The sequence below is a fragment of the Staphylococcus nepalensis genome (assembly GCF_002442935.1).
GTDB lineage: Bacteria > Bacillota > Bacilli > Staphylococcales > Staphylococcaceae > Staphylococcus > Staphylococcus nepalensis.
This window is the reverse complement of the sequence record NZ_CP017466.1, coordinates 474088-496665: the sequence shown is the minus strand read 5'-3', so window position 1 is coordinate 496665 and position 22578 is coordinate 474088. Positions and strand designations below refer to the sequence as shown.

The window sequence follows — 22578 nt, the reverse complement described above, 5'->3', positions numbered from 1 at the left end:
TAACCCAGGAAATATTAATCAATAAATGGTTTTATGGGTCATAGATAACAATATTCTTATTCCAAGCAACGCGCCTTCATTTGAAATGAAGGCGTATGTTTATATTTGAAACGCTTGATGGATATGTTACTTAGTTTAGTTGCTTGCGCACAACTACAATCCGATCCTATTACCTGTCAATTTTCCGCTTTTTATGAATTCTGACTTTATGATATTTAATCATTTTTTGTAACATACTTTGAAATAGGCCCAAAATAATTCTTACTTTTTCAGTAAGGATACTTGAAATAGAAGAAACCCTCTTGTATAGTGTTAATTATCAGAAAATTCAATTTTATAGGAGGACTTATATATGTCTCAAAATAATTGGCATTTAGACACTTTATCTATTCACGCTGGGCAAGAGGTAGATGACTTTTCAAAATCACGTGCAGTACCTATTTACCAGACTTCTAGTTATGTGTTTGATGATACAGAACATGCAAGAAAACTTTTTGCTTTAGAAGAACCAGGAAATATTTACACTAGAATTATGAATCCAACACAAAATGTTTTTGAGGAACGTATCGCCGCACTTGAAGGTGGTATTGGGGCTTTAGCTACCTCATCTGGCCAAGCCGCAATTCATTTAGCATTGCTCAACATTGTAGAAAATGGTGATGAAATTGTCGCATCTTCTAATCTATACGGCGGTACATATAACTTATTAAATGTCACTTTCAAAAAATTAGGGATTAAAGTACACTTCGTAGATCCTAGTAATCCAGATAATTTTAAATCGGCAATTACAGATAAAACTAAAGTTGTATATGCTGAAACAATTGGTAATCCTAGAATAGATGTTTTAGACATTGAGACAGTAGCTGATATCGCACATGCACATAACATTCCGTTAATTGTAGATAATACTTTCCCTACGCCATATTTATTACGTCCTTTTGAATATGGTGCAGATATCATTGTTCATTCTGCAACAAAATTTATAGGCGGTCACGGTACTTCAATTGGTGGCATTATTGTTGATAGTGGGAAGTTTAATTGGAACAATGGAAAATTCCCTGGTTTAGTTGAACCAGATCCAAGTTATCACGGTGTATCATATGCCAATGACGTGGGTGAAGCTGCTTATATCACAAAAGCACGTGTTCAATTATTACGCGATTTAGGTTCTGCAGTTTCGCCTTTTAATGTGCATGAATTTTTAATTGGTTTAGAAACATTACACCTTCGTCTCGAACGCCATTCAGAAAACGCACTTAAAGTAGCTCAATTTTTAGAAAACCATCCAAATGTCTCTTGGGTCAATTATCCTGGTTTAGAAAGCAATGCGTACCACGACCTCGCTCAAAAATATTTACCGAATGGTCAAGGCGCTATTTTAACATTTGGTGTAGATGGTTCTGTTGAAGATATTGCTAAATTTGTAGAATCTTTACATTTATTCTCTCATCTAGCAAATGTAGGAGATTCAAAATCATTAGTAATCCATCCGGCGAGCACTACACATTTACAGTTATCACCAGAAGAACAACAAGCTTCTGGAGTACTACCAGAATTAGTCAGACTGTCAGTAGGTACAGAAAATATTGATGATATCATTTCAGATCTTGAGCAAGGCTTATCAGAAGCTCTTGGAAAATAATTTTTTAAGTATGCTAATATTTAAAATAAATAGTGTTTAAATGAGGCGAGACATCAATGATGTCTCGCTCTCTTTTAGTATAAAGGCAGTATTTGTAAAGTATCGCCTTTAAATAACTACGTTTAAAGCGCTATTTTTCAAATTATTAGAACAGCCGTGTTTATGCATGAGCATATGCGCATGTTACCCATTTGCCATTATAGTTCTTATACAAAACTGCAACCCTTTCATTTTTTTCCTTATACGTGCGTGACAAGGGACTCTTTTCGAGAAATATTATGGCTATCCCACCTTTTAAGACGTCCTGGTAATCTAACCTCACACAAACCGAAGACTACTGGCAGCGTAATATTTCTTATGTATATATTTTCTGGTTTCTGAAAATTTCTCTTTGAAATTACATATTAATATTGCGATAATAACTATAATTATTTAATGAGTTGGAGGTGCCGTTTGGATAACTATAAAGATAAAGCAACCATGAATGTGATATTACTTGCAGGCAAAATCTTGTTATCTTCTGGAGCAGAGATCGCTCGTATAGAAGATACGATGAGACGTATAGCAATTTGTATGGGTTACTATAACAGTCAAGGATATGTAATTAACGTATTTATTAACTTTTCATTAAGTGAAGCACATGATACTCGCATTTTACGTATTGATAAGAACAGCACTAACTTACTTAAAATATTTCAAGTCAATGCCATTTCACGTAAACTTACAGGCAATCAACTTTCTATCGAAGAAGCGTTTCACTCACTTCAACATATTGATAGATCCAATTTAAGCATTCCTCTATGGAAAAAAGTCATTGCTGCAGGTATTATTTCATTAAGTTTTTTATACTTACAAGGTGGCACGTGGGCTGATGCGCTTACAACCATTGTTGCTGGTGCAGTAGGATTTTTGATAGTCGAATATATGCAAAGTAAATCTTTAACGATGTTTATACCTGAATTTATAGGTTCCTTTATTTTAGGGACAATAGTTATATTTGGCTCTGAATTATTTCATGTGAAGCAATCATTTGGCCCAGCTATGATTGCTTCTGTTATGCCCATCGTACCAGGCGTACTGATAACTACTGCTATTCAAGATTTATTTAGTAGGCATATGTTAATGTTTACTGCAAAATTCTTAGAAGCGTTAGTGATTGCTTTTGCAATTGGCTCTGGCATTGCAATCGCTTATTCCATTTTTTAAGGAGGCCGTATTTTGACGATTTTATTCACATTTTTATGTAGTTTTAGCGCATCCTATTTCTTTAATGTCATATACGACGCGCCTAAAAAATTATTTATTCCTGCTGGCTTTGCTGGTTCAATGGGTTACTTTGTCAGTTATATTTTAGAACAATCATTCGAAATAGATGCTATATATTCAAGTTTAGTTGGTAGTTTAACTTTAGGATTAATTGCGCAAATGATGAGCCGGATTTTTAAAGCGCCTGTTGTACTTTTTATGATTCCAGGCATTATCCCTCTAGTGCCAGGTAGTATTGCTTTTAGGGCTACACAACAACTTGTCACTTTAAATTTTACAGATGCAACAAATACCTTTATAAGAGCTATTTTAATCGCTGGTTCTATTGCCTTAGGCTTATTGCTTTCTGATCAATTATCTAAAACTTTAAATATTAGAAAATACATTTCAATTAAGCGAAATAGGTTATAGTTTTAGCGATTCAATACCACTACGATTCAAAAAAGCGAGACCCCAAAACCTTAATTAAAAATCAGTTGGGTTCTCGCTATCTATATTTAATAATAAGCTTATTTCTTATTGCGGATTAACAAAATAAAGCCCTGTTAATACATTTACTTTTAAATCACTTACTTTAATGTGAAATGGTTTCTTTTGGATTAAATGGTGCTTTTGTGTATAATCTTCAATCATTTCTTTATATGGTAATACACTTTGAGTCACCCCGCCACCAAGCACAATATGATAAACATTAAATATGTTATATAAGTTATTGCACAATTGTTGCGTTAATAATAATACTTCATCCATCATCCTCGTGATATTTTCATCTGCTTTATTCATGAAAATATCGATAGCTTCTCTCGTACTCACCTTTCTTTCTAATATATCACTCGCTTTTCGACTAATAGCTAATCCTGAAAGTTCATTTTCAACACAACCAAATTGATGACAAACAGGACATTGATAATTGCTGTCATTTTTTATAATCGTATGGCCAATCTCACCAAAATTGCCATCAACACCTGTGATAAGCTGGCCATTTCTGATATATGCCATCCCAATGCCAGTGCTTATCGTTAAATAGATGATATCTTTGGTCTCCGATTTGATGTATTGATATTCAGCTAATATAGCAGCATCTGTATCGTTTACAAAATGAGGTGTAAATTCACTGTGTTGTTTTATGTAATCTCCTGCGTTGAAGCCAATATAATCTTGCAAATTGGGTGGATTTAAAAATAATCCCTTCGTATAGTCACACGGCCCTGGCATAGCGATATTTAATGTATTTTGATCGATGTTTTTATAATTTTCTTTATATTTATTTGCGATACTCATAATTTCCGAAAACTCTGCTTCTGGATCATTTATATAAGTATCGAATTTTTGGCTTTCAATCACTGCTAAATGTTCATCTATAAGTCCAACAATTGTTTTGGTACCACCTATATCTGTACAAATTTTTAACATTCAGAACAACTCCATCATTCATTTTATAATTTTAATTATGAATAAATAGAGGTGGAGTTAAAACTAATTTGCCTTAAACTAAATCAGTCTTTCCCACCTCTTCATTTTATACGTAACTTATAATCATTGTCATTTCACCGTTAAATATTATGGCTTGATCTGTTGCTGTTAAGATAAAATGGGTCCCCTTTTCTAAAGTATAAACGTCGTTATTGATACTTATCTCACCGTTTCCGTCCACAATTGATACAAGGCAATACGTGTTAGGCTTTTCATAAGTCAACTTACCGTTCATTACCCAACGCTCAACAGTAAAGAAACTGTTCGAAACAAATTGCGTGTAATTTTGACCTTGAATCACTTCGTGTTTAGGCGTTGTGTTAGGCGAATTAGTTGAAAGATTAATCACTGATTTACTTTGTTCTAAATGTAAATCACGTTTATTACCTGCTTTATCTGTACGATCATAATCATATATTCTATATGTTGTATCCGAAGATTGCTGCGTTTCTAATATTAAGATACCTTCTCCAATGGCATGAACTGTACCAGCAGGCACATAGAAAAAATCTCCTGGTTTGACTTTAACTCTATTAAACAACGCATCAAACTGTTGGTGGTCTATCATTTCATCTAATTCCTCTTGGTCTTTCGCATGAACACCGTAAATAATTTCAGCATCTTCTTTAGCATCTAATATATACCAGCATTCTGTCTTACCATATTCACCTTCATATTTTTGTGCGTAAGTATCATCTGGATGAACTTGTACTGATAATTTATCATTTGCATCTAATATTTTGGTTAACAATGGAAACTTTGCATCTCCTGATACACCAAATAACGATTTATCTTCATCCCATACTGCTTCTAACGTCTTCCCTTTATGTTTTCCATTTTCTATTATATTCGTACCATTTGGATGTGCCGAAATCGCCCAACACTCTCCTGTATTCTCATAGGGGATGTGATAATTGAATGCTTTTAGAGCTGTCCCACCCCATATGCGTTCTTGAAATACTGGTTTTAAAAATAATGGCATGTCAATGAACCTCCATCTAAATATCTTTTAATATATTATAAATCTGTTCCTTACGTGTCGCATTTATTAAACTCTGACGAATGTCATCGTCCATTAAGGCTCTTGATAGTCTTTGTAATAATTTTAAGTGTGTGTCACTACTATCACTTGGGACAGTGATTAAAAATATCATTTGTGGTGATGTACCATCTAAACTTTCCCACTCTACACCTTGCTTATTGTTCATCACTGCTACAATAGGTGCTTTAACCGCATCTGACTTGGCATGAGGAATCGCTACATTCATACCAATAGCTGTTGTTGATTCTGATTCTCGTTTTAAAACATCTGTTTTTAATTGTGCTTTATCAGTTATATAACCATGTTCATTTAAATTTTCTATCAGTTGATCAATCGCTTCGTCTCTAGACAATGATTGTTCAGAAATATGAATTACTTTTTCATTAAAGACGCTATTGGCTTCTGATGTTTGCTCCTCTTCTTCTAACTTGTCATCCTCTTTACCTTGAGTTGTTTTATCAGGACTAGCCATGCTTGTTTCTACATTATCAGCCTCAACTGCAAGTGTTGGTGTTTTTCTTCTTAAAATTAAAACTACACTCATTGTAACAATACTACCAATGATTACTGCGATAAAGAACCATAATATTTGATCGATGCCTCCTAAAACTGCAACGATCGGGCCACCGTGTGCCACTCTATCACCTACGCCGCCAATGGCAGCAACTACAGCAGCAACCATAGCACCAATCATATTGGCAGGTATCATTCTAAATGGGTCTTGTGCAGCAAAGGGAATTGCGCCTTCCGTAATACCAAATAATCCCATTGTAAATGAAGCTTTCCCCATTTCTATTTCACCTTGATTGAACTTATGTTTATTTACAAATGTAGCAAGTCCCAGACCAAGGGGCGGCGTACATACCGCTACTGCAACCATTCCCATAACTGCATAATTTCCTTCTGCAATTAAAGCTGAGCCAAATAAAAATGCTACTTTGTTGACTGGGCCGCCCATATCAAAGGCAATCATAGCACCAACAATTAAAGCTAAAATAACAATATTAGTTCCTTGCATACTTTTCAACCAAGTAGTCAGTCCTTCAAAAATACTTGCAATCGGCGCACCAATTAAGAAAATAAAAATCAGTCCGACAATTAATGACGAAATAATAGGTATGATAATGATAGGCATAATCGGCGCCATCGCTTTAGGTACTTTAATATTTTTAACCCACTTCGCAATATAACCTGCAATAAAACCAGCAACGATACCTCCCAAGAAGCCTGCACCTGCATCACTACCATAAAAACTACCATCTGCAGCAATCGCACCACCGATCATACCAGGCACTAAACCAGGCTTATCCGCAATACTAACCGCGATATAGCCTGCTAATATAGGAACCATAAAGCTAAATGCTAAGTTACCAATATTTTCAATAGATTTCCAAAATGAATCTTCTGGTATCACTAAACCTTTAGATGTTGCTTCTCCGCCTAACGTTAATGCAATAGCCATTAACAATCCACCTACTACGATGAAAGGCACCATAAAAGAGACACCATTCATTAAATGTTGATAAAACATTTGCATGCCACTTTTTTGTTCTTCATCTTCTTGATTCGTGTTCCCACTACGATCATGATGAATATGTCCATCTCTATCAATTATACGTTGGATTAATTCTTTTGGCTTATGAATACCTTCTCTCACGCTTTCGTTGATAATTAATTTCCCGTCAAAACGTGATAAATCCACTTGGCGATCTGCCGCTATAATAATACCATCCGCTTCTTTTATTTCTTTTGCTGTTAAAACATTTTCGGCCCCAACGCCGCCTTGGGTCTCTACTTTTATATTGACGCCCATCTCTTCAGCAGCCTGTTCTAGTTTTTCTTGCGCCATATAAGTATGCGCTATGCCGTTTGGACACGATGTAATTGCTAAAATTTTCATAATGTCATCCTCCTTACACCTCATTGTAAACGCTTGCTTATATAGATAAAAAAGCATAATTGCCGTTGCTAGTGGCAATTATGCTTTAATTAATTTTATAATATGTTGTTTTAACTTTTGTGTTTCCATCGTCATTATTTGATCGACATCATGTTCACTTAATTTCGCAATGAGGTGTATTAATTTTTTCATAACAGGCGCATCGTTTTCTGTTATTACTAAAAAGAATACTAATTTAACTTTATGTTGTTTCCATATAAATCCTTGAGGGTTTTTGAATATCAGCACATGAGACTTCATAACTTCTTTTGGATTACCATGTGGGATGCTGATGCCATTACCAATATATGTAGAAGAAAATTGTTCGCGTTCTATTGCGCTCTGCATATAAGTTTCAGTAATCGCATATTGTTGCGTTAAAAATTCCTGAGCCTTTTCAAAAACATGTGAGGCAGCAACTTCACTTGTAATCGTCTGAACATCAAATTGAATATCAAATATTTCACTTTGCTTTAATACAGGATTTCGCTTGTGATTTATAAACGTTTTAATTTCGTTGACGTCACCATCAGAAAGTAACGGAGACACTTCAATTACTTTTAGTGTGTCTGGTAAATTCGTAGTATCTATTGGATGCGTTGTGATAAGTGCATCTATATTTGAAAAATCGTATGTTGCTAGTAACTCCAATCTTAAAGTATCAATAATTTTAATATGATCATCCAGGTTTGCAATCTTCGCTTCTAACAAACTAGATATACCTAATCCGTAATAACATGTAATTACAATATTAATTTCCTCTCTATTATTCCGATCAATAGAGGATTGAAAATGTAAAGCTAAAAAAGCAATTTCATCTTCGACCAAGCTTAATTTTGAATCTTTTTCAAGGTGATAGACTGTTTCATACAAAGCATTAAAAACAAATGGATAATATTTCTTTATTTCGTCCGTTAGTGGGTTGTTGATATATACATTTTTAACAATACGCAAGTAAGTTCTGCTGAAATGTGCATAAACATTTTCTCTTAATATGTCATCGTTTGTAAAGTTAATACCGATATGCTGCTCCATTTGATAAATCATACGATCAATATAACTTTCAACAAAAATGGTTTCTAAACCTAAATCATATTTATTAAAATAATAGCTAATAAAAAATGAAAACAATTGGGCAGTTTCATTAGATAAACGATAGGCTAATTTATAATTGATATCTTTGATACATTGTTCAGCTATTTCTTGCGCCTCTTCATTTACAACCCACGATGTTTCACTTGCCCTTTCTCTTTTTATAATAATAATCAAATGAATGAGCAATTGCTCAATGCGTAAATCAGAAGTCTGAATATCATGTTGCTTTAAAGTTGCTTTAATAATATGGAATATTGTTTTAATATGTGCTTGTGGCATTTCATTAAATATAAGTGCTTCGACTGTTTTATTTTTCGTAGATAACTGATTCAAATGTAATATCGCATTTCTGACATCCATTTCGTTACCGATTATTGTAATACCTTTTTTCTTTTTAATATCTACTTCTATTCCAAATGAACGACACCATGCTTGTATTCTGTTCACATAATCATGAGCTTCTTTTTTGGTAATTGTAAATTCTGTTTCTATTTGTTCAATTGTAATAGGTTTTTGATACATCAATAGCTCATACCCAAGTTTCAATAATATCTCATTTTCCTGAGTCAAAAATGTCTGAATCAACGTTTCTAATGTTTCCTCGCTATAACGATTATAATTGATTTTATATCCTTTTCCTTTAACGCTTGTAATCAAACTATTGATAATTTCACTATTGATGTATTGTATATCGTTTCTCACAGTTCTATTAGAAACATTTAAATAACTTGCAATCTCATCCCCACTTAGATAATAATTTTTGTTACTCATAAACAACTGTATAAGTTTTGTATGTCTTTTTAACATATATACACCACACTTTTCTTTTACTACCTACGTCTTCTGTAGTGATTATCCCTTATAATATCAAGTCAATTGTAGTCATAACTTATCATTTAAGCAAGATATCTTGATATAATTTGGTTTTTAATGATGTATATAAAGACGGGAATATAACATTAAATTTAACGTTATATTCCCGCCCTATAAAAACATATCTTGTTATCGTACGAAACAAGACATTTTTTAAACTATGCTTTCTTTCTACGTACTATAATTACGTCTTCAAAAATTATTCACTTGCTTTAGCAATGGTTTGTTGAATGTATTGATGTGCTTCAGTTAGTTGTTCAAGTTCTACATCACTCAACTGAACTTCAAAACGTTGCTGAATACCATCACGAGTTACTAAAGTGGGTAAACTAAAGGCGCTTTCTGCCAATCCATATTCATTACTAATTGAAGTTAATGGCATAATTGTTTTTTGGTTTAAATATATGGATTGAATAACATAATTGACTACTTTAGCAATCGCCGCATTCGTCCATCCTTTTTGATAAAAAACATCCATAGATACCTTATCAATAATTTCAATGATTTTCTCTTTATCAATGGGCGGTATACCAGCCAATTTTTCAAACTCATGTAGTTCCATGCCATGCACCCTTACTTTACTCCATACTGGTACTGCGTGTACACCATGTTCGCCAATTACAAAAGCTTCAATATTTTTAGGGTCTACTTGATAATATTTTGATATTAACGTTTTAAAACGTGACGTTTCTAAAGCTGTTCCTGTCCCGATTATCTTATGTGTTGGATAATCTACTTGATTGCTTAAATAAGTCATTGTATCTACTGGGTTAGAAACTAAAATAATAATCGCGTCTTGTGTTACTTGACTAATTTGTTCCATGACTGCTTTTATCATTTTACGGTTTCCTTGCGCCAAAGCAACACGGTCACCTACTTCAGGATCAGTCGGTACACTTGATGTGACTACAATAAATGCCGCGTCAGCTAATGTTTCATATCCTCCGGTATGTATGTCAATATGATTGGAATTAGGTAAACCTTGTATATGTTCGTGGTCCAACGCTTCTCCACTCGCTCTTTGTTCATTTGTATCAATTAATACAATTTCTGAAAAAATATTTAAACTCTGCACATCTGTTAAAACTTGACTTCCAACTCTACCAAGTCCAATGATGCCTAATTTTGTCATATATCCTTGCCCCCTATGTCTTTATATCATATATTAATTATCTCACTCTTTGGTTATTTTTCATACGAAACCACATCTTGGTTATACTCTTTTTCAATAAATTGCTTCATATCGTCAGACTGTAAAATTTTCAATAATGTTTGATATTCCTCATCATCTTTATGACCTTTTTGAACTGCAATAATATTTGCAAATGGAGATGATTTCCCTTCAATTGCGATGGCATCTTTATGCGGTGTTAAACCGTTATCAATAGCATAATTCGAGTTCATAATAACAGCTGCGCCTTCTTTGCTCTTATATGTTTTAGGTAAAAATTCTGCGCCTTGCTTATTATTAAATTTAAGGTTCTTTTTATTCTCTACAATATCATCGAATTTAGCGTCTTCAATGTTGACGCCTTTTTTAATTTTAATTAATCCTTTATCTACGAAAAAAGATAAGAAACGCCCTTCTTCTGCCGGATTATTCGAAACATAAATCGTAGACCCATTAGGAATATCTTTGATATCTTTATACTTTTTACTATAAACTCCCATTGGCGTCGTAAATACTTTTCCCACTTCTTCTATATTATAATTGTGATCATTTCTCTCCGCTTTTAAATAAGGGACGTGTTGGAAAAAGTTCGCATCTACGTCGCCTTTATCTAAAAGTTTATTAGGTACTTTATAATCATTAACCACTTTAATTTCCAAATCATAACCTTCTTTTTTCATTTCATCTTTAGCATGTTTTAATACTTCTCCATGCGGTGCTGGTGATGTGGCGATTGTAACTTTTTTATTTTCTTTACCATTGGATGAACTACACGCTACGAGTATTATTGTAAAAAACACTAATATAGCTAAGCTGATTAACTTTTTCATAACATCTCTCCTTAATATGTTTTAAAACAAAATGAACTCATATGTAAAAAAATACTTCCTCTTAAATAAGAGAAAGTATCCACCTTCTCTCATCTCCGAAAGTAAACATTACTTCCTGTGAATTAGCACCATTTCATTAAACGATGGTTGCTGGGTTTCATCGGGCACGTCCCTCCACCACTCTTGATAAGAGTCAAAACTATGTATTTGAGTTGTATTAATCCTAGCATTATACTCATATTTAGTCAATGAAATTTTAGAAAATTCTAATTATTAACCATTTTAAATAAATGGATAGAAATTGTTCCATGTGAAACGGATATATCTACATGATTAGTAATAAATAAATCCATTCAAATTATGTAAAATAATGCTAACTAGTAGGATTTTGGCGATTTTTCATTAAATATAAACAAACCTGTGACCATCATAATTTATATGATCATTTTAAATATGAGCTATTGATTGATGTTTAATAATAAATCACTTCGCAATCTTGTATGCGTAACTTTAAAGGAATAGTGGTATATAAATAGCAATATTTATTCATTAGAAAAACAAGGAGTGTTTAAGATGCGTATTTTAATCTTGGGAGCAGGCGGCATAGGAGGATACTTTGGTGGTCGTTTAGTAGAAAGCGGTAAAAATGTCACTTTCTTAGTAAGACCGAAACGAAAATCCTATTTAGAAAGAAATGGTTTAGTGATTCATAGTGACAATGGAGATTATAGCTTTAATCCACAGTTGATGACTAAAGAAGCAGAAACGGAACCCTTTGATGTTATCCTGTTGTCTTCAAAATCGTATCATCTTGACCAAGCGATTGAGGACTTAAAACCATTTGTACACGAACAAACTGTGATTATCCCATTACTTAATGGTGTCGCACATATTCCAAAGTTACAATCTATTTTTGGAAAAAATAAAATTATGGGCGGGTATTGCATCATTGAAACTGCCTTAAATACAACTGGTGAAGTCGTACAAACAAGCGATTTTGACAAACTTTTCTTTGGAGAATTGGATGGTACAGTTAGTGATAGAGCTAAACTAATAGAGCAATCTTTTTCCGGTTCCAAATCCGACTTTATGTTAAGTTCTGATATTAACCGTGGTATATGGCAAAAATATTTAATGATCACTGTTTTATCTAGCGTCACAACAATGATGCATGCACCAATCGGTCCTATACGCGACAGTAAAGGTGGCGTGGATTTCGTCCGATCTTTATATGAAGAAGTTGCATCTATTATACGAACTCATAAAGCACCACTGGATGACAATATCGTTGAAAAATATATGAAGGGGTTAACTCAGTTATCTTACCATTTCAAAACTTCTATGCAACGCGACATGGAAAAAGGATTGAATATCGAAGCTGACCATTTACAAGGTTATTTATTAAATCTAGCGAAACAGTATCAACTAAATGCGCCACTACTATATGCTTCATATCAAAACCACAAGGTATATAAAGAAATGATTCAATAATAAATACAAAATGGAGAGACTTGTAAATGGCATTCAATATGCAATCACACCCTTTGGATAACGCAACATACTTAAACCAACAAGAACAAATCGCTCAACCCAACACTGGTACGTAGAACTCTTGCAAAATGAACAAACAGTTATATCAAGTACTGCCGTGACTGCACTCAAAAGGAACACTTGGTCTTCTACAGAATTAGCAATGCCAGAAGCGCCTCCATTCAAAGAAGTTCCCAAATTACCAATGATAGATGTACCGCCATGGGTACAAAATTATGATATTAGAATCATTAAAGGTGCGCCTCGTGCCTTTACAAACGACAGCGTTACAGATTCTGTTACATTGCAATGGATAGAAGACATGCCAAAGAGAAAATTAGATTACCTATCACTCACATCCATTTGCGATGCTTTTTTCCCTAGAATATACGTCCGTCGCGAACCTTTCGTTCCGATTGGGACAGTATCATTAACAATCTATTTTCACATAGATGCATCAACTTTAGGTAAAGAGAGAGCGCAACCTGTGCTAGGACACACCCGTGCAATTAATTTTAATGAGGGTTTCTACGATCAAACCGGTGAAATTTGGAGTTCTAATGGGGTATTATTAGCTACAACAACTCAGCTTGTTTATTATAAAGCATGAATGTAAATTGGCATTAAAAAGGACGCGTCTACGAAATCATTTTAGAAAAATATGGTTTCTGACTCGTCCCTTGTTTTATTTATGATTGCTGTTCGTTTGCTTCTTTTTGATTTGTACGTTTTTGTAACATGATTGATACAGCTGCAACAATAATAATTAAGATAATGATGCCGATAATCCCTAAGTATTTAGCGATGTTTCCTAATACAACACCTACTACTAAGAAGTCTGTATCAGAGAATGTCGTAGCAGCGCCACCTAATTCACCTAAAAACGGTAGGAATAAAAGTGGCAAGAAAGTAATTAAAAGACCATTTAATGCTGAACCAGCAACTGCGCCTTTTATGCCTCCTCTTGCGTTACCAAATACACCGGCCGTAGCGCCTAAGAAAAAGTGTGCTACTACACCTGGTAAGATAACCACGCCACCGAATAAGAATAATATAAACATGCCAATAACGCCTACAATAAAGCTTACAAAAAAGCCTATTAACACAGCGTTTTGTGCATAAGGAAAGACAATCGGGCAGTCTAATGCTGGCTTGGTGTTAGGAACTAATTTTTCAGAGATGCCTTTAAATGCAGGTACAATTTCTGCAAGAATTAAGCGAACCCCAGTTAAGATAATAAACACACCTGCTGCAAAAGTAACACCTTGGATAAGTGAAAATACAATAAAGTTCTGTCCGTCGCTAATTTCTGCATGTACATAACTTGGTGTAGCAAATAACGCTGCTACAAAATAAAGTAATGTCATTGTTAACGAAATACTAATCGTACTTTCTCTTAAGAAACTCAATCCTTTCGGAAAATTGATATCTTCCGTAGATTTAGACTTTCCTTTAAATAACTTTCCTATTTCGCCCGCAGCCCAGTAACTCATCGTACCGAAATGCCCTAACGCGACTTGGTTATTGCCAGTAATTTTTTTCATTGTCGGTTGTGCTAACGCAGGTAATAATGCCATTATCAAACCTAAAATCACTGCACCAATAATCACAGTCAATGTACCTGTTATATGACCAACTGACAATAATATTGCTAAAAATGCAGCCATATAAAATGTATGATGGCCTGTTAAAAATATATATTTCAAATTTGTAATACGTGCAATAATAATATTTACAATCATACCAAAGACCATAATTAATGCTGCAGTCGTGCCATATTGTTCTAAAGCAATTGAAATGATAGCTTCATTATTCGGTACAACGCCTTGTACACCAAATGCATGTTGGAAAATTTTACCAAATGGTTCTAACGATTGTGTCACCACATTGGCACCTGCACTCAAGACTAAAAATCCTAAAATCGTTTTTATTGTACCTGAAGTAATATCAGTGGCTGATTTTTTTTGGACAATCAATCCAATAAAAGCGATTAAGGCTACTAATATCGCTGGTTGGCTTAACACATCAACGATAAAATCAAGTATTGGCTTCATCGTATTACCTCCTTACTGAATATTAAAGTACGTTTAGATCAGTTAATTTTTCATCTAATTTTTGTTGTAGTTCTTCTTTGTCTAATATGTTATCTAGTACAATCACGTCGCCTAGTTTTTGTGTATTTTCTTCTAAATCTCTACCGCATATAAATAAATCTGCCATATCTGGACTGGCGCTCATAACATCGCTATGTTCTACTTTAATATCTGATGGCGCATTTAAATTTTTCAATGCCTCTTGCGCATTCATCTCTACCATAAAACTACTTCCTAAACCGTGACCACACACTACTAAAATTTTCATTTTCATCATTCTCCTTTAAATATATTTATAATTTCAACCGGCGTTTGTGCTTTTAACAATACCGAAACGGTCTCTTGATCGCCTAAAGTCGTTGCTAAATGCCTTAGTATTTCTAAATGCCCTTCATTATCTACAGCGCTTAAAACAAAAATTAACGAAGCGTAATGCCCTTCTTCTGAAAAGTTAATATGCTGATTTAATTTCAACAAACTTAAACCTATCTTTTTTACATTGTCATTAGGTCGTGCATGTGCGATAGCTATTTCAGGTGCAATGACAATATATGGCCCTAGCTTTTCTACGCTATGAACCATTTCGTCAATATAATCTTGTTTAAAATAATCTTGCTCTTGTAAAGGACGAGCTGCAACACGAATCGCTTCACGCCAGTTTTCCACTTTATCAAGCACTTGCACTTTATCAGTTGATAAAATTTCTAATGTCATTTTTTCCTCCTTAATGTTGACTCACCTCATTGATACAATGCATGATTTCATTCATATCTCCTAAAAACAGTTTGTTTCTATACTGTTCGTCCATCACTAATTCACTAAATTGTCTTAATGCGTTCAAATGGATTTGGGGTTGTGCTGTTGCTAATGTCACTATGATAAAAACAGGATCATATTGGTTATGTTCAAAATGAATACCACCTTTGTAATGTACAATGCTAAACCCTACTGAACCTTTAACATGTGTTGGTTTAGCGTGTAATAACGCGATATGCGGGCTAATAACCATATAGGGTCCGAACGCATCGAGTTGTTCAATAATTTCTTCTGCATAAATATCATCTACAATTTGATCATCAACTAACGCTCCAACGCTTTGCTTAATAGCTTCATTTCTAGAAAGTGAAGGCTGGCATGTTAAAATCCTATTTCCTGGTAAAACGTCTTGCAATGTTGGTCCTAATCCCTTGATATCATTAACGTATTTTTCTCTTGAAATATTAATAATATCGTTCATTTGCTTTCGATCGTTTTTATCTAAAAATGGCGAAACATGAAGTACAGGTATCGATTCATGTTCAAATGGCACGGTTGAAATAATGTAATCGACGCCTTCATGTTTCAATAGGGTTTCGTTAATTTCATATATTGAATAAGCGTCTACAATTTCTAGTTCAGGGTAGATATGCCGTATCCTGCTTTTCAATAATTGCGATGTCCCTACACCAGATCCACAAAGGAGCACTACTTTTATAGCATTTGTTGTAATCGCTGAAATACGTTCAATAGCTGATGCAAAATGCAGCGTAATATATGCCAATTCATCTCTGTTAAAACAAATTTGATAATTCTCTTCAATCCCCCAAATATGATGTTGCAATCTCTCAATCATGTGATGGTACTGTTGGTGTATTTCATCTGTTAGTGGGTTTTTATGTGTCATGTCAAATTTCAATCGATGAATAGCTGGTCTCAAATGAACAATCAATCCATTTAATAATTTGCTATCATTCAATAAATCTAGTCCTAAATCAGCACTGATCCGTTCGATCAATTGTTCCGTCAAAATTTCTAAATCATCTACGTCTTCACTTGCATAGTTCATTTCTGACGTTTTAGCGCCTAATAAATGCAACGTGATAAAACCTGCTTCACTTTTCGGAAAATGTATTTCAAATTTTTCCTCTAAAGATGCTTTTATCAATAATGCCACACGAAATTGGTCTGTTTTTGCTAATTTTTCATATTCTACTTCGGGAATTTCAAAAACAAACTTTTCTTTAGCACGATGTATCGCAATTAATATGTGATAAATCAAACCATCTATTGCGCTTTGAACTAATTGATAATTTGCTTCAAATAACACTGACGTTACAGCCAATCGAATATCTTCTAGTTCTTTATTAGAAAAGAGTTTATGTCCTATTTGATGTGTATGATTTTGAAAATATTCGTGTACACATGACGCATATGCCTTGCGGTAATGTGTTTCTTCACCTTCTATAATAAATCCTTTGTTTTTGATATATGTTAACTTCAAATTATATGAGGCTAACCAGATTTGTACACTTTTTAAATCATCTACAATTGTTCTACGTGTGACTGAAACCATGTTAGCTAATGATTGGGAAGATGTCGGAATATTAGACTCAAACAATTTCAGTATGATATAACGTATGCGCTCTTCTTTAGAATAATGAATTGAAGTCGCTGTATATCGATTAGTCATATCATTGAGTGGCATTGTAGTTTCAATCTTGATACCTGTATTTTTATTTCTAAAAATAGTTAAATCTAATTTCTGTGCCATACTTTCTATATATTCTAAATCATATTGTATTGTCCTTTCTGAAACATTAAATTGTGTAGCTAACTGATGAATAGGTATAAACGATTCACGTTCAAGTAAGAATGTTAATATATGATGCTGTCTCTTGCTTAACACACGAGCAACCTCCTTACATATATATTGTAACCGCTTACTATTAATGATAGGTGTGTAATCTCTTTCGTCTCGTAATCCGAAAAGTTGCACACCTATCACAAGCAGTTACTTTTTAAAATTATAAATTAATCATTAAATAATTTGTATATAAATTATGTTAGTAATACAAAAAGTGAGAACATGAGCATCTGATATAGAATATTATATTTAAAATAAAGTATTCATATATTAACAATTGTGGTTATTTAACCCTATTTAAAAATTAAAAAAACAGTAATGAAACTCAACGTCATATCTTGGTTTCATTACTGTTCTTAATAAAAAATATTTTCACTGATTTATTTCTTGATGTCACTATAATATTTTTATATCTATTAACGGTTAATTGACCTTGCAATCATTGATAGCGTATGTCTTTCACCCCGTAACGCTTTACTCAATTCAAATATATTCTCCACCGGTGCTAGTCCACAGGAACTACCATCACCAATGTGTTGGATATCTACACCACATATTTTATTTCTAATCGCAAAATCTCTAATTGTACTGGGATCAGCGCTTTCTTGACTTGTACCAATAGCTGACATCACAAGCCCACCATTACGATGTACGACTTTCACAATATCTTTAAGTTGCGTCTCGTCAAAACCTGGGACTGTACCAACTGCAGGTACAAGTATCATATCTGCCCCTGCTTCAATGAATTTTTCTACATATGTTTTTGTAATAACAGGTTCATCTACGCCAGAGCTATGCATTTTTCCAGCAATAATTAAACCTGAAAAATGTGCGCTTGTACTTTCAATTGCTTCTATAATTTTATCATTGGTTACTCCAGTTGCTGGATTGCCTGTCATACAAATAAAATTGACACCTAATTGTTCGAGCGCTCGAACTGTCTCAGAGCTTGCTTGACGCCCTAGTGCAATATCTAAGTGTGCCTCGGTCATATTTGCACGTTTATCAACTGGTTCTAAGTTCACCCCTACAGGTCTACCAACTAAATATCTCAATGTCTCTATCACGTGCGCCCCTTCACCAATGTTTTTTACTTTTGGATTAAATGCATCAAAACCATTTAATAAAATCAAATCTGCACCAAACGCACGGGCTAATTCAGCATTAGAAATATCTGGCACCATAGGCGTTTCAGTAACGATGTTTTCAGATAAAACGACACGTCCAGCGCTAGCTTTAATACTCTGCTTCAATTCTTTGCCTGTCATTTCAATGAGTTCTGATGCGTTGGCGCTCAATAATCTTTTTACCATATGATATCTACTCCTTGTATAAGCTATTTTAGTTCCAACATGCTTTATAATTGAAATTCCAATTAATAAATATATTTCTTTTTACCTTTAAACTAAACGTGCTATATAGTTAATTATTTTACCATATACGCTATCGTCCGCTTATTTTAATTCTTTTTTAATAAAAAGCATTCTATATTCATTATCTGTTTTTAAAATTTTAAATTATTTAATTTTCAAAAACTGTAGCGTTTCATAAATATTAGTGTGATAATATATTTCAATATACATTACAAGGGGGAAGTTATATGCATTGTCCAAATTGCGGAAGTCCTATCGAAACATCAGATTTGTTTTGTGGGGAATGTGGGACAAAACTAACACAACAATCTAATAATACAAAGGTCAATTCGACTGCCACATCCCAACAAACACAGCATCATTCCATTTCAAAACAAGAAACGACACAACCTTCAGCTCAGTCAAATCATAAAAACGAAACATTTTCAACACACACAAATGTTATTTTAAATGAGTCAAAAAATTTCTTTTCAACTGCTTTCAGTCATCCAGATAAAGAACTTGCCAGCCCACACTATTTTTCTTATAAAACATTATTCAGTGTAATTATAGCTGGTTTTATATTGTCAATGATACTACTAGCCATTATTATCCCAGCTGAAATAGCATATATTATGAGCAGCAAAGCAAGTGTAGTTTTTAACATTACATTCTTCTTGCTCATAGCAATTACAGTGCTCTTTGGTATCACATTTGCTCTAATTAAAATTTTAAATATTAAAATAAGCCTACATAAAGCACTTTCAGATTTTGTATTAATAAACACCCTATCAGTGGTGATACTTTTACTAGGTTTACTATTTTCAGCAATCCATGTACCTAGTTTTGCAGTACTACTTATTATTATTTCTATATTATTTACTTTCATAGCACCAATATACTTAATTACCAAATATAGCCATAATCAGAGCATACGTATGCCAGTCATTTATTCTATGCTTATCTATATCGTTATCTTAGGCGTCATTTTACGCATCCTAGTCGAGGGTACTATTTCAAATACATTAAATGACTTAAGTTCATTTTTTAACACAGGTTACTAAGGAGGGAGTCAACCATGAAATATTGTAATAATTGTGGCGCAGAACTCAAACCAGGCCAACGCGTTTGTACACAATGTGGCACACCTGTCCAACAAAGATCAACACACCCAACACCACCAAAAAAATCAAAATTACCTATATATATCATCATTGTAGCCGTCATTGTTATTATAATTGCTTTATTTACTGCCTATAAAATCATCGATGCACAATTATCTCCAACTAAACAAGCAGAAGCAATTTCTAAAGATTTAAAAGACCAAGATACAGATAGCTTGGCCAATCATTTAACATCAAATGGAGATCCCATTTCTAAAGACGAAGCTAAAGCAATTTATAAATATATTGATGAAACAGATAGCGTTGATCGCGTTGCAGATGAATTACAAAATAGTGCTAAAAATGTAAAAAATCACAAACTAAATGATCATACAGTCACTGTAGGTGATACCTCCCTTATTAATATTACTCAAGATGATAAAAAATGGGGAATATTTAAAAATTACATTTTTAACGTAAGTACTGAACCGGTCTCTATTACATCAAATGAAAACAGTACACTTTCTTATAAACTTAACGGTGAAACAAAACAAGTTAAGTTAAAACAAGATAAAACAAAAACACTTGATGACTTCCCTATCGGTATATACGATTTAAAAGCAACACAAAACGTTGAGGATAAAAAATTCAAAGGCGTGGTTCATATCGATATGTCAGAAAGTAATAGTGCTGATCTACAATTCAAACAAAAACGTTTTACTGTAACTATTGATTCAACATACGCTAATTCAGATACACTCAAACTTTACATTAATGATAAAGAACAACCAAATTTTGATGAATTTGATTCAGAAACATATGGGCCATATGCACCAGATGAAAAAGTCGAAGTTTACGCTACAACAAAAGTTGAAGGTAAGCAATTCAAATCTAGTGTAGAAAACATTTCAAGTCCAAAAGAGGACGAAGATGAAATGGACGAAGATGAAATAGATGTTTCATTATCTTTTGATGACGACGCTATCAGTGATTACGAAGATAAAATTTTGGAAAAAGAGACTAACTCTGAGTCTGAAGATGACGATAGTGATTCTAGTTCTGAAGAGAAAGTAACACGTGAAAATGTTATAGATAAAGTAGAGTCTTATGAAGGGAGCGCATTAGATACAGATAATTATACTTATAAAGAACCTGAAAAAACGGAAGATGGCTGGGGATTCTCATTCACTGATAAAGACGGTGAATTAGCTGGTTCTTATACCATTGATGAAGATGGCTATGTTACCGAATATGATGAAGATGGAGAAGAAGTTGATTCAGGGTATTAAATCCTTTTATACAAGCTAGGGATAGAAATGAGCTACATCCAGTTAAGTAGACAACTCAATAGTTAAAATTGTATCTAGGCTGATTTCATATCATTTATGAGGTCAGCCATTTTTAACGTCATGCTTCCATTATTAAAGAAATATTAAAAAAATTAATGTTTAGACTACATTAGTGGGGTATACACAAAGTACGCAATATTATATTTAAAGAAAATTGAAGGTGAGACAATGAATGACAACCATTCTTTCAGTGATTATCCAAAAATCTTAAAAATTGAAGATGACGGAAAGATAATTGCCCTAGACAAAAATGGAAAAGTGAACACGGATTTAAATATTCACACTGTAAGTGATGAACAACAACAAGCTATTTTTGGAGATATATTATACCAGCCTTACCGTCGTACAACTAAAAGTAACCAGTTATATGATACGAATTCACAAAAAAGCCATAATCAAGAACCACATTATAATCAACAAGACCGTGAACGTGAATTATATTTATTAGATGAAAATAAAAAAGCTAAACGTAAAAACGTTTGGTTAGGTTTGGGGGTCATTGTCTTACTGATCGTTGTCATCATTTTTGCAGTTACCACGTATATAAACAGTGATAATAATGAACAACAGTCTACTAAACAGACAAGCGAGCAGCAGTCTGCTAATCAAAACCAATCAAATGATACTCAAGGTAGTAACGTCAATTTCCAACGCCAAAATAATGAAGTTAAGAAGGATATTCAATCATTAAAAGAGAACATTTCTAATTCTAACAATAACACCGATTCTAAGTTGCAAGCATTACAAGATAAAGTAGATAGTTTAAAACAAGAAGCAGATTCTAATAAAACAAATAATTTAGCAGAGAAATACCAAACTACCGTAGACGATTTAAAACAAGCCAAAAATGAAAAAGACAATGGTAACACTAATCAAATGCAAGCAGAGCTAGACAAAGCAAATCATAAATTAGACGATATAAAATCAAAGTTCTCTTCTTTATTCAATGACAAAGAAGATACAGATCGCACGAACAATAACGAAAGCTAAACGAACAATCTAACTTAAATTGAACACATATACAATTCAAGCTAATCTTTTTATATGCAACACCCATTATGTTTATTGCATACAAACGCGTCTCCATTTTGATTGGAGATGCGTTTTATTTTGATTATGTATATTTATTTACATGACATGTTCAAATCTATAACTTCCTCTTTATACTTCATTAACTACATGAAAAAAATTTTCAAT

The 22578-nt window shown here is 33.5% G+C and carries 19 protein-coding genes and 1 riboswitch; of the genes, 8 read left to right on the top strand and 11 right to left on the bottom strand.

The annotated features are described in order from the left end of the window. Positions 1-352: 352 nt before the first annotated feature. From BJG89_RS02090 to BJG89_RS02080, 3 genes are all read left to right on the top strand, one after another. Complete coding sequence (locus tag BJG89_RS02090; RefSeq protein ID WP_096808315.1) at positions 353-1642, top strand: homocysteine synthase; 1290 nt, start codon at positions 353-355, stop codon at positions 1640-1642. Between the two features lie 453 nt (positions 1643-2095). After that, positions 2096-2848: a threonine/serine exporter family protein gene (locus BJG89_RS02085; RefSeq protein ID WP_096808314.1), complete on the top strand. Its 753-nt coding sequence runs from the start codon at positions 2096-2098 to the stop codon at positions 2846-2848. A 12-nt stretch (positions 2849-2860) separates the two neighbouring features. Beyond that, on the top strand, positions 2861-3319 hold the full coding sequence (locus BJG89_RS02080; RefSeq protein ID WP_096808313.1) for a threonine/serine exporter family protein: 459 nt from the start codon (positions 2861-2863) through the stop codon (positions 3317-3319). 105 nt (positions 3320-3424) lie between these two features. On the opposite strand, the gene BJG89_RS02075 is transcribed toward BJG89_RS02080, so the two are convergent. The 6 genes from BJG89_RS02075 to BJG89_RS02050 form a co-directional block, all read right to left on the bottom strand. Continuing rightward, positions 3425-4321 carry an ROK family protein gene (locus BJG89_RS02075; RefSeq protein WP_096808312.1) on the bottom strand — a complete coding sequence of 299 codons (897 nt, stop codon included), beginning with the start codon at positions 4319-4321 and terminating at the stop codon, positions 3425-3427. Between the two features lie 106 nt (positions 4322-4427). Further along, positions 4428-5363, bottom strand: a complete 936-nt coding sequence (gene manA / locus BJG89_RS02070; protein ID WP_096808311.1) for a mannose-6-phosphate isomerase, class I — start codon at positions 5361-5363, stop codon at positions 4428-4430. A 16-nt stretch (positions 5364-5379) separates the two neighbouring features. Further along, positions 5380-7323: a PTS fructose transporter subunit IIABC gene (locus BJG89_RS02065; RefSeq protein WP_096808310.1), complete on the bottom strand. Its 1944-nt coding sequence runs from the start codon at positions 7321-7323 to the stop codon at positions 5380-5382. A gap of 78 nt (positions 7324-7401) precedes the next feature. Then, positions 7402-9264: a BglG family transcription antiterminator gene (locus tag BJG89_RS02060; RefSeq protein ID WP_096808309.1), complete on the bottom strand. Its 1863-nt coding sequence runs from the start codon at positions 9262-9264 to the stop codon at positions 7402-7404. 265 nt (positions 9265-9529) lie between these two features. Beyond that, complete coding sequence (locus tag BJG89_RS02055) at positions 9530-10462, bottom strand: lactate/malate family dehydrogenase (protein WP_096808308.1); 933 nt, start codon at positions 10460-10462, stop codon at positions 9530-9532. Positions 10463-10515: 53 nt separating this feature from the next. Next, positions 10516-11331: a MetQ/NlpA family ABC transporter substrate-binding protein gene (locus BJG89_RS02050; protein ID WP_096808307.1), complete on the bottom strand. Its 816-nt coding sequence runs from the start codon at positions 11329-11331 to the stop codon at positions 10516-10518. Between the two features lie 86 nt (positions 11332-11417). Next, positions 11418-11524: riboswitch (SAM riboswitch) on the bottom strand. Between the two features lie 380 nt (positions 11525-11904). Here BJG89_RS02050 and panE point away from each other — a divergent pair. Next, entirely contained in the window at positions 11905-12822 is a 918-nt protein-coding gene (gene panE / locus BJG89_RS02045) for a 2-dehydropantoate 2-reductase (RefSeq protein ID WP_096808306.1), read from the top strand. A gap of 121 nt (positions 12823-12943) precedes the next feature. Further along, positions 12944-13471 carry an acyl-CoA thioesterase gene (locus BJG89_RS02040; RefSeq protein ID WP_232514205.1) on the top strand — a complete coding sequence of 176 codons (528 nt, stop codon included), beginning with the start codon at positions 12944-12946 and terminating at the stop codon, positions 13469-13471. A gap of 79 nt (positions 13472-13550) precedes the next feature. Here BJG89_RS02040 and BJG89_RS02035 read toward each other — a convergent pair whose 3' ends face one another. The 5 genes from BJG89_RS02035 to BJG89_RS02015 form a co-directional block, all read right to left on the bottom strand. Continuing rightward, positions 13551-14915, bottom strand: coding sequence for a PTS ascorbate transporter subunit IIC (locus BJG89_RS02035; RefSeq protein WP_096808304.1), 1365 nt, complete (start codon positions 14913-14915; stop codon positions 13551-13553). Between the two features lie 22 nt (positions 14916-14937). Beyond that, complete coding sequence (locus BJG89_RS02030; RefSeq protein WP_096808303.1) at positions 14938-15222, bottom strand: PTS sugar transporter subunit IIB; 285 nt, start codon at positions 15220-15222, stop codon at positions 14938-14940. Positions 15223-15227: 5 nt separating this feature from the next. Beyond that, positions 15228-15668 carry a PTS sugar transporter subunit IIA gene (locus tag BJG89_RS02025; RefSeq protein WP_096808302.1) on the bottom strand — a complete coding sequence of 147 codons (441 nt, stop codon included), beginning with the start codon at positions 15666-15668 and terminating at the stop codon, positions 15228-15230. A 10-nt stretch (positions 15669-15678) separates the two neighbouring features. After that, complete coding sequence (locus tag BJG89_RS02020) at positions 15679-17619, bottom strand: BglG family transcription antiterminator (RefSeq protein ID WP_096808301.1); 1941 nt, start codon at positions 17617-17619, stop codon at positions 15679-15681. A 374-nt stretch (positions 17620-17993) separates the two neighbouring features. Further along, on the bottom strand, positions 17994-18890 hold the full coding sequence (locus BJG89_RS02015) for a DUF7916 family protein (protein ID WP_096808300.1): 897 nt from the start codon (positions 18888-18890) through the stop codon (positions 17994-17996). Between the two features lie 287 nt (positions 18891-19177). On the opposite strand from BJG89_RS02015, the gene BJG89_RS02010 reads away from it, so the two are divergent. From BJG89_RS02010 to BJG89_RS02000, 3 genes are all read left to right on the top strand, one after another. Continuing rightward, entirely contained in the window at positions 19178-19993 is an 816-nt protein-coding gene (locus BJG89_RS02010; protein WP_096808299.1) for a zinc ribbon domain-containing protein, read from the top strand. 14 nt (positions 19994-20007) lie between these two features. Beyond that, entirely contained in the window at positions 20008-21321 is a 1314-nt protein-coding gene (locus BJG89_RS02005; protein WP_096808298.1) for a TcaA second domain-containing protein, read from the top strand. 228 nt (positions 21322-21549) lie between these two features. Further along, positions 21550-22371, top strand: a complete 822-nt coding sequence (locus BJG89_RS02000; protein ID WP_096808297.1) for a hypothetical protein — start codon at positions 21550-21552, stop codon at positions 22369-22371. The last annotated feature ends 207 nt before the right edge of the window (positions 22372-22578 follow it).

What these genes read in the sequence shown, in the direction of transcription:
- BJG89_RS02090 (WP_096808315.1), top strand. Translation starts at nt 353, where the DNA reads ATGTCTCAAAATAATTGGCATTTAGACACTTTATCTATTCACGCTGGG.
- BJG89_RS02075 (WP_096808312.1), bottom strand. Translation starts at nt 4,321, where the DNA reads ATGTTAAAAATTTGTACAGATATAGGTGGTACCAAAACAATTGTTGGA.
- manA (WP_096808311.1), bottom strand. Translation starts at nt 5,363, where the DNA reads ATGCCATTATTTTTAAAACCAGTATTTCAAGAACGCATATGGGGTGGG.
- BJG89_RS02065 (WP_096808310.1), bottom strand. Translation starts at nt 7,323, where the DNA reads ATGAAAATTTTAGCAATTACATCGTGTCCAAACGGCATAGCGCATACT.
- BJG89_RS02060 (WP_096808309.1), bottom strand. Translation starts at nt 9,264, where the DNA reads ATGTTAAAAAGACATACAAAACTTATACAGTTGTTTATGAGTAACAAA.
- BJG89_RS02055 (WP_096808308.1), bottom strand. Translation starts at nt 10,462, where the DNA reads ATGACAAAATTAGGCATCATTGGACTTGGTAGAGTTGGAAGTCAAGTT.
- BJG89_RS02050 (WP_096808307.1), bottom strand. Translation starts at nt 11,331, where the DNA reads ATGAAAAAGTTAATCAGCTTAGCTATATTAGTGTTTTTTACAATAATA.
- panE (WP_096808306.1), top strand. Translation starts at nt 11,905, where the DNA reads ATGCGTATTTTAATCTTGGGAGCAGGCGGCATAGGAGGATACTTTGGT.
- BJG89_RS02035 (WP_096808304.1), bottom strand. Translation starts at nt 14,915, where the DNA reads ATGAAGCCAATACTTGATTTTATCGTTGATGTGTTAAGCCAACCAGCG.
- BJG89_RS02030 (WP_096808303.1), bottom strand. Translation starts at nt 15,222, where the DNA reads ATGAAAATTTTAGTAGTGTGTGGTCACGGTTTAGGAAGTAGTTTTATG.
- BJG89_RS02025 (WP_096808302.1), bottom strand. Translation starts at nt 15,668, where the DNA reads ATGACATTAGAAATTTTATCAACTGATAAAGTGCAAGTGCTTGATAAA.
- BJG89_RS02015 (WP_096808300.1), bottom strand. Translation starts at nt 18,890, where the DNA reads ATGGTAAAAAGATTATTGAGCGCCAACGCATCAGAACTCATTGAAATG.
- BJG89_RS02010 (WP_096808299.1), top strand. Translation starts at nt 19,178, where the DNA reads ATGCATTGTCCAAATTGCGGAAGTCCTATCGAAACATCAGATTTGTTT.
- BJG89_RS02005 (WP_096808298.1), top strand. Translation starts at nt 20,008, where the DNA reads ATGAAATATTGTAATAATTGTGGCGCAGAACTCAAACCAGGCCAACGC.
- BJG89_RS02000 (WP_096808297.1), top strand. Translation starts at nt 21,550, where the DNA reads ATGAATGACAACCATTCTTTCAGTGATTATCCAAAAATCTTAAAAATT.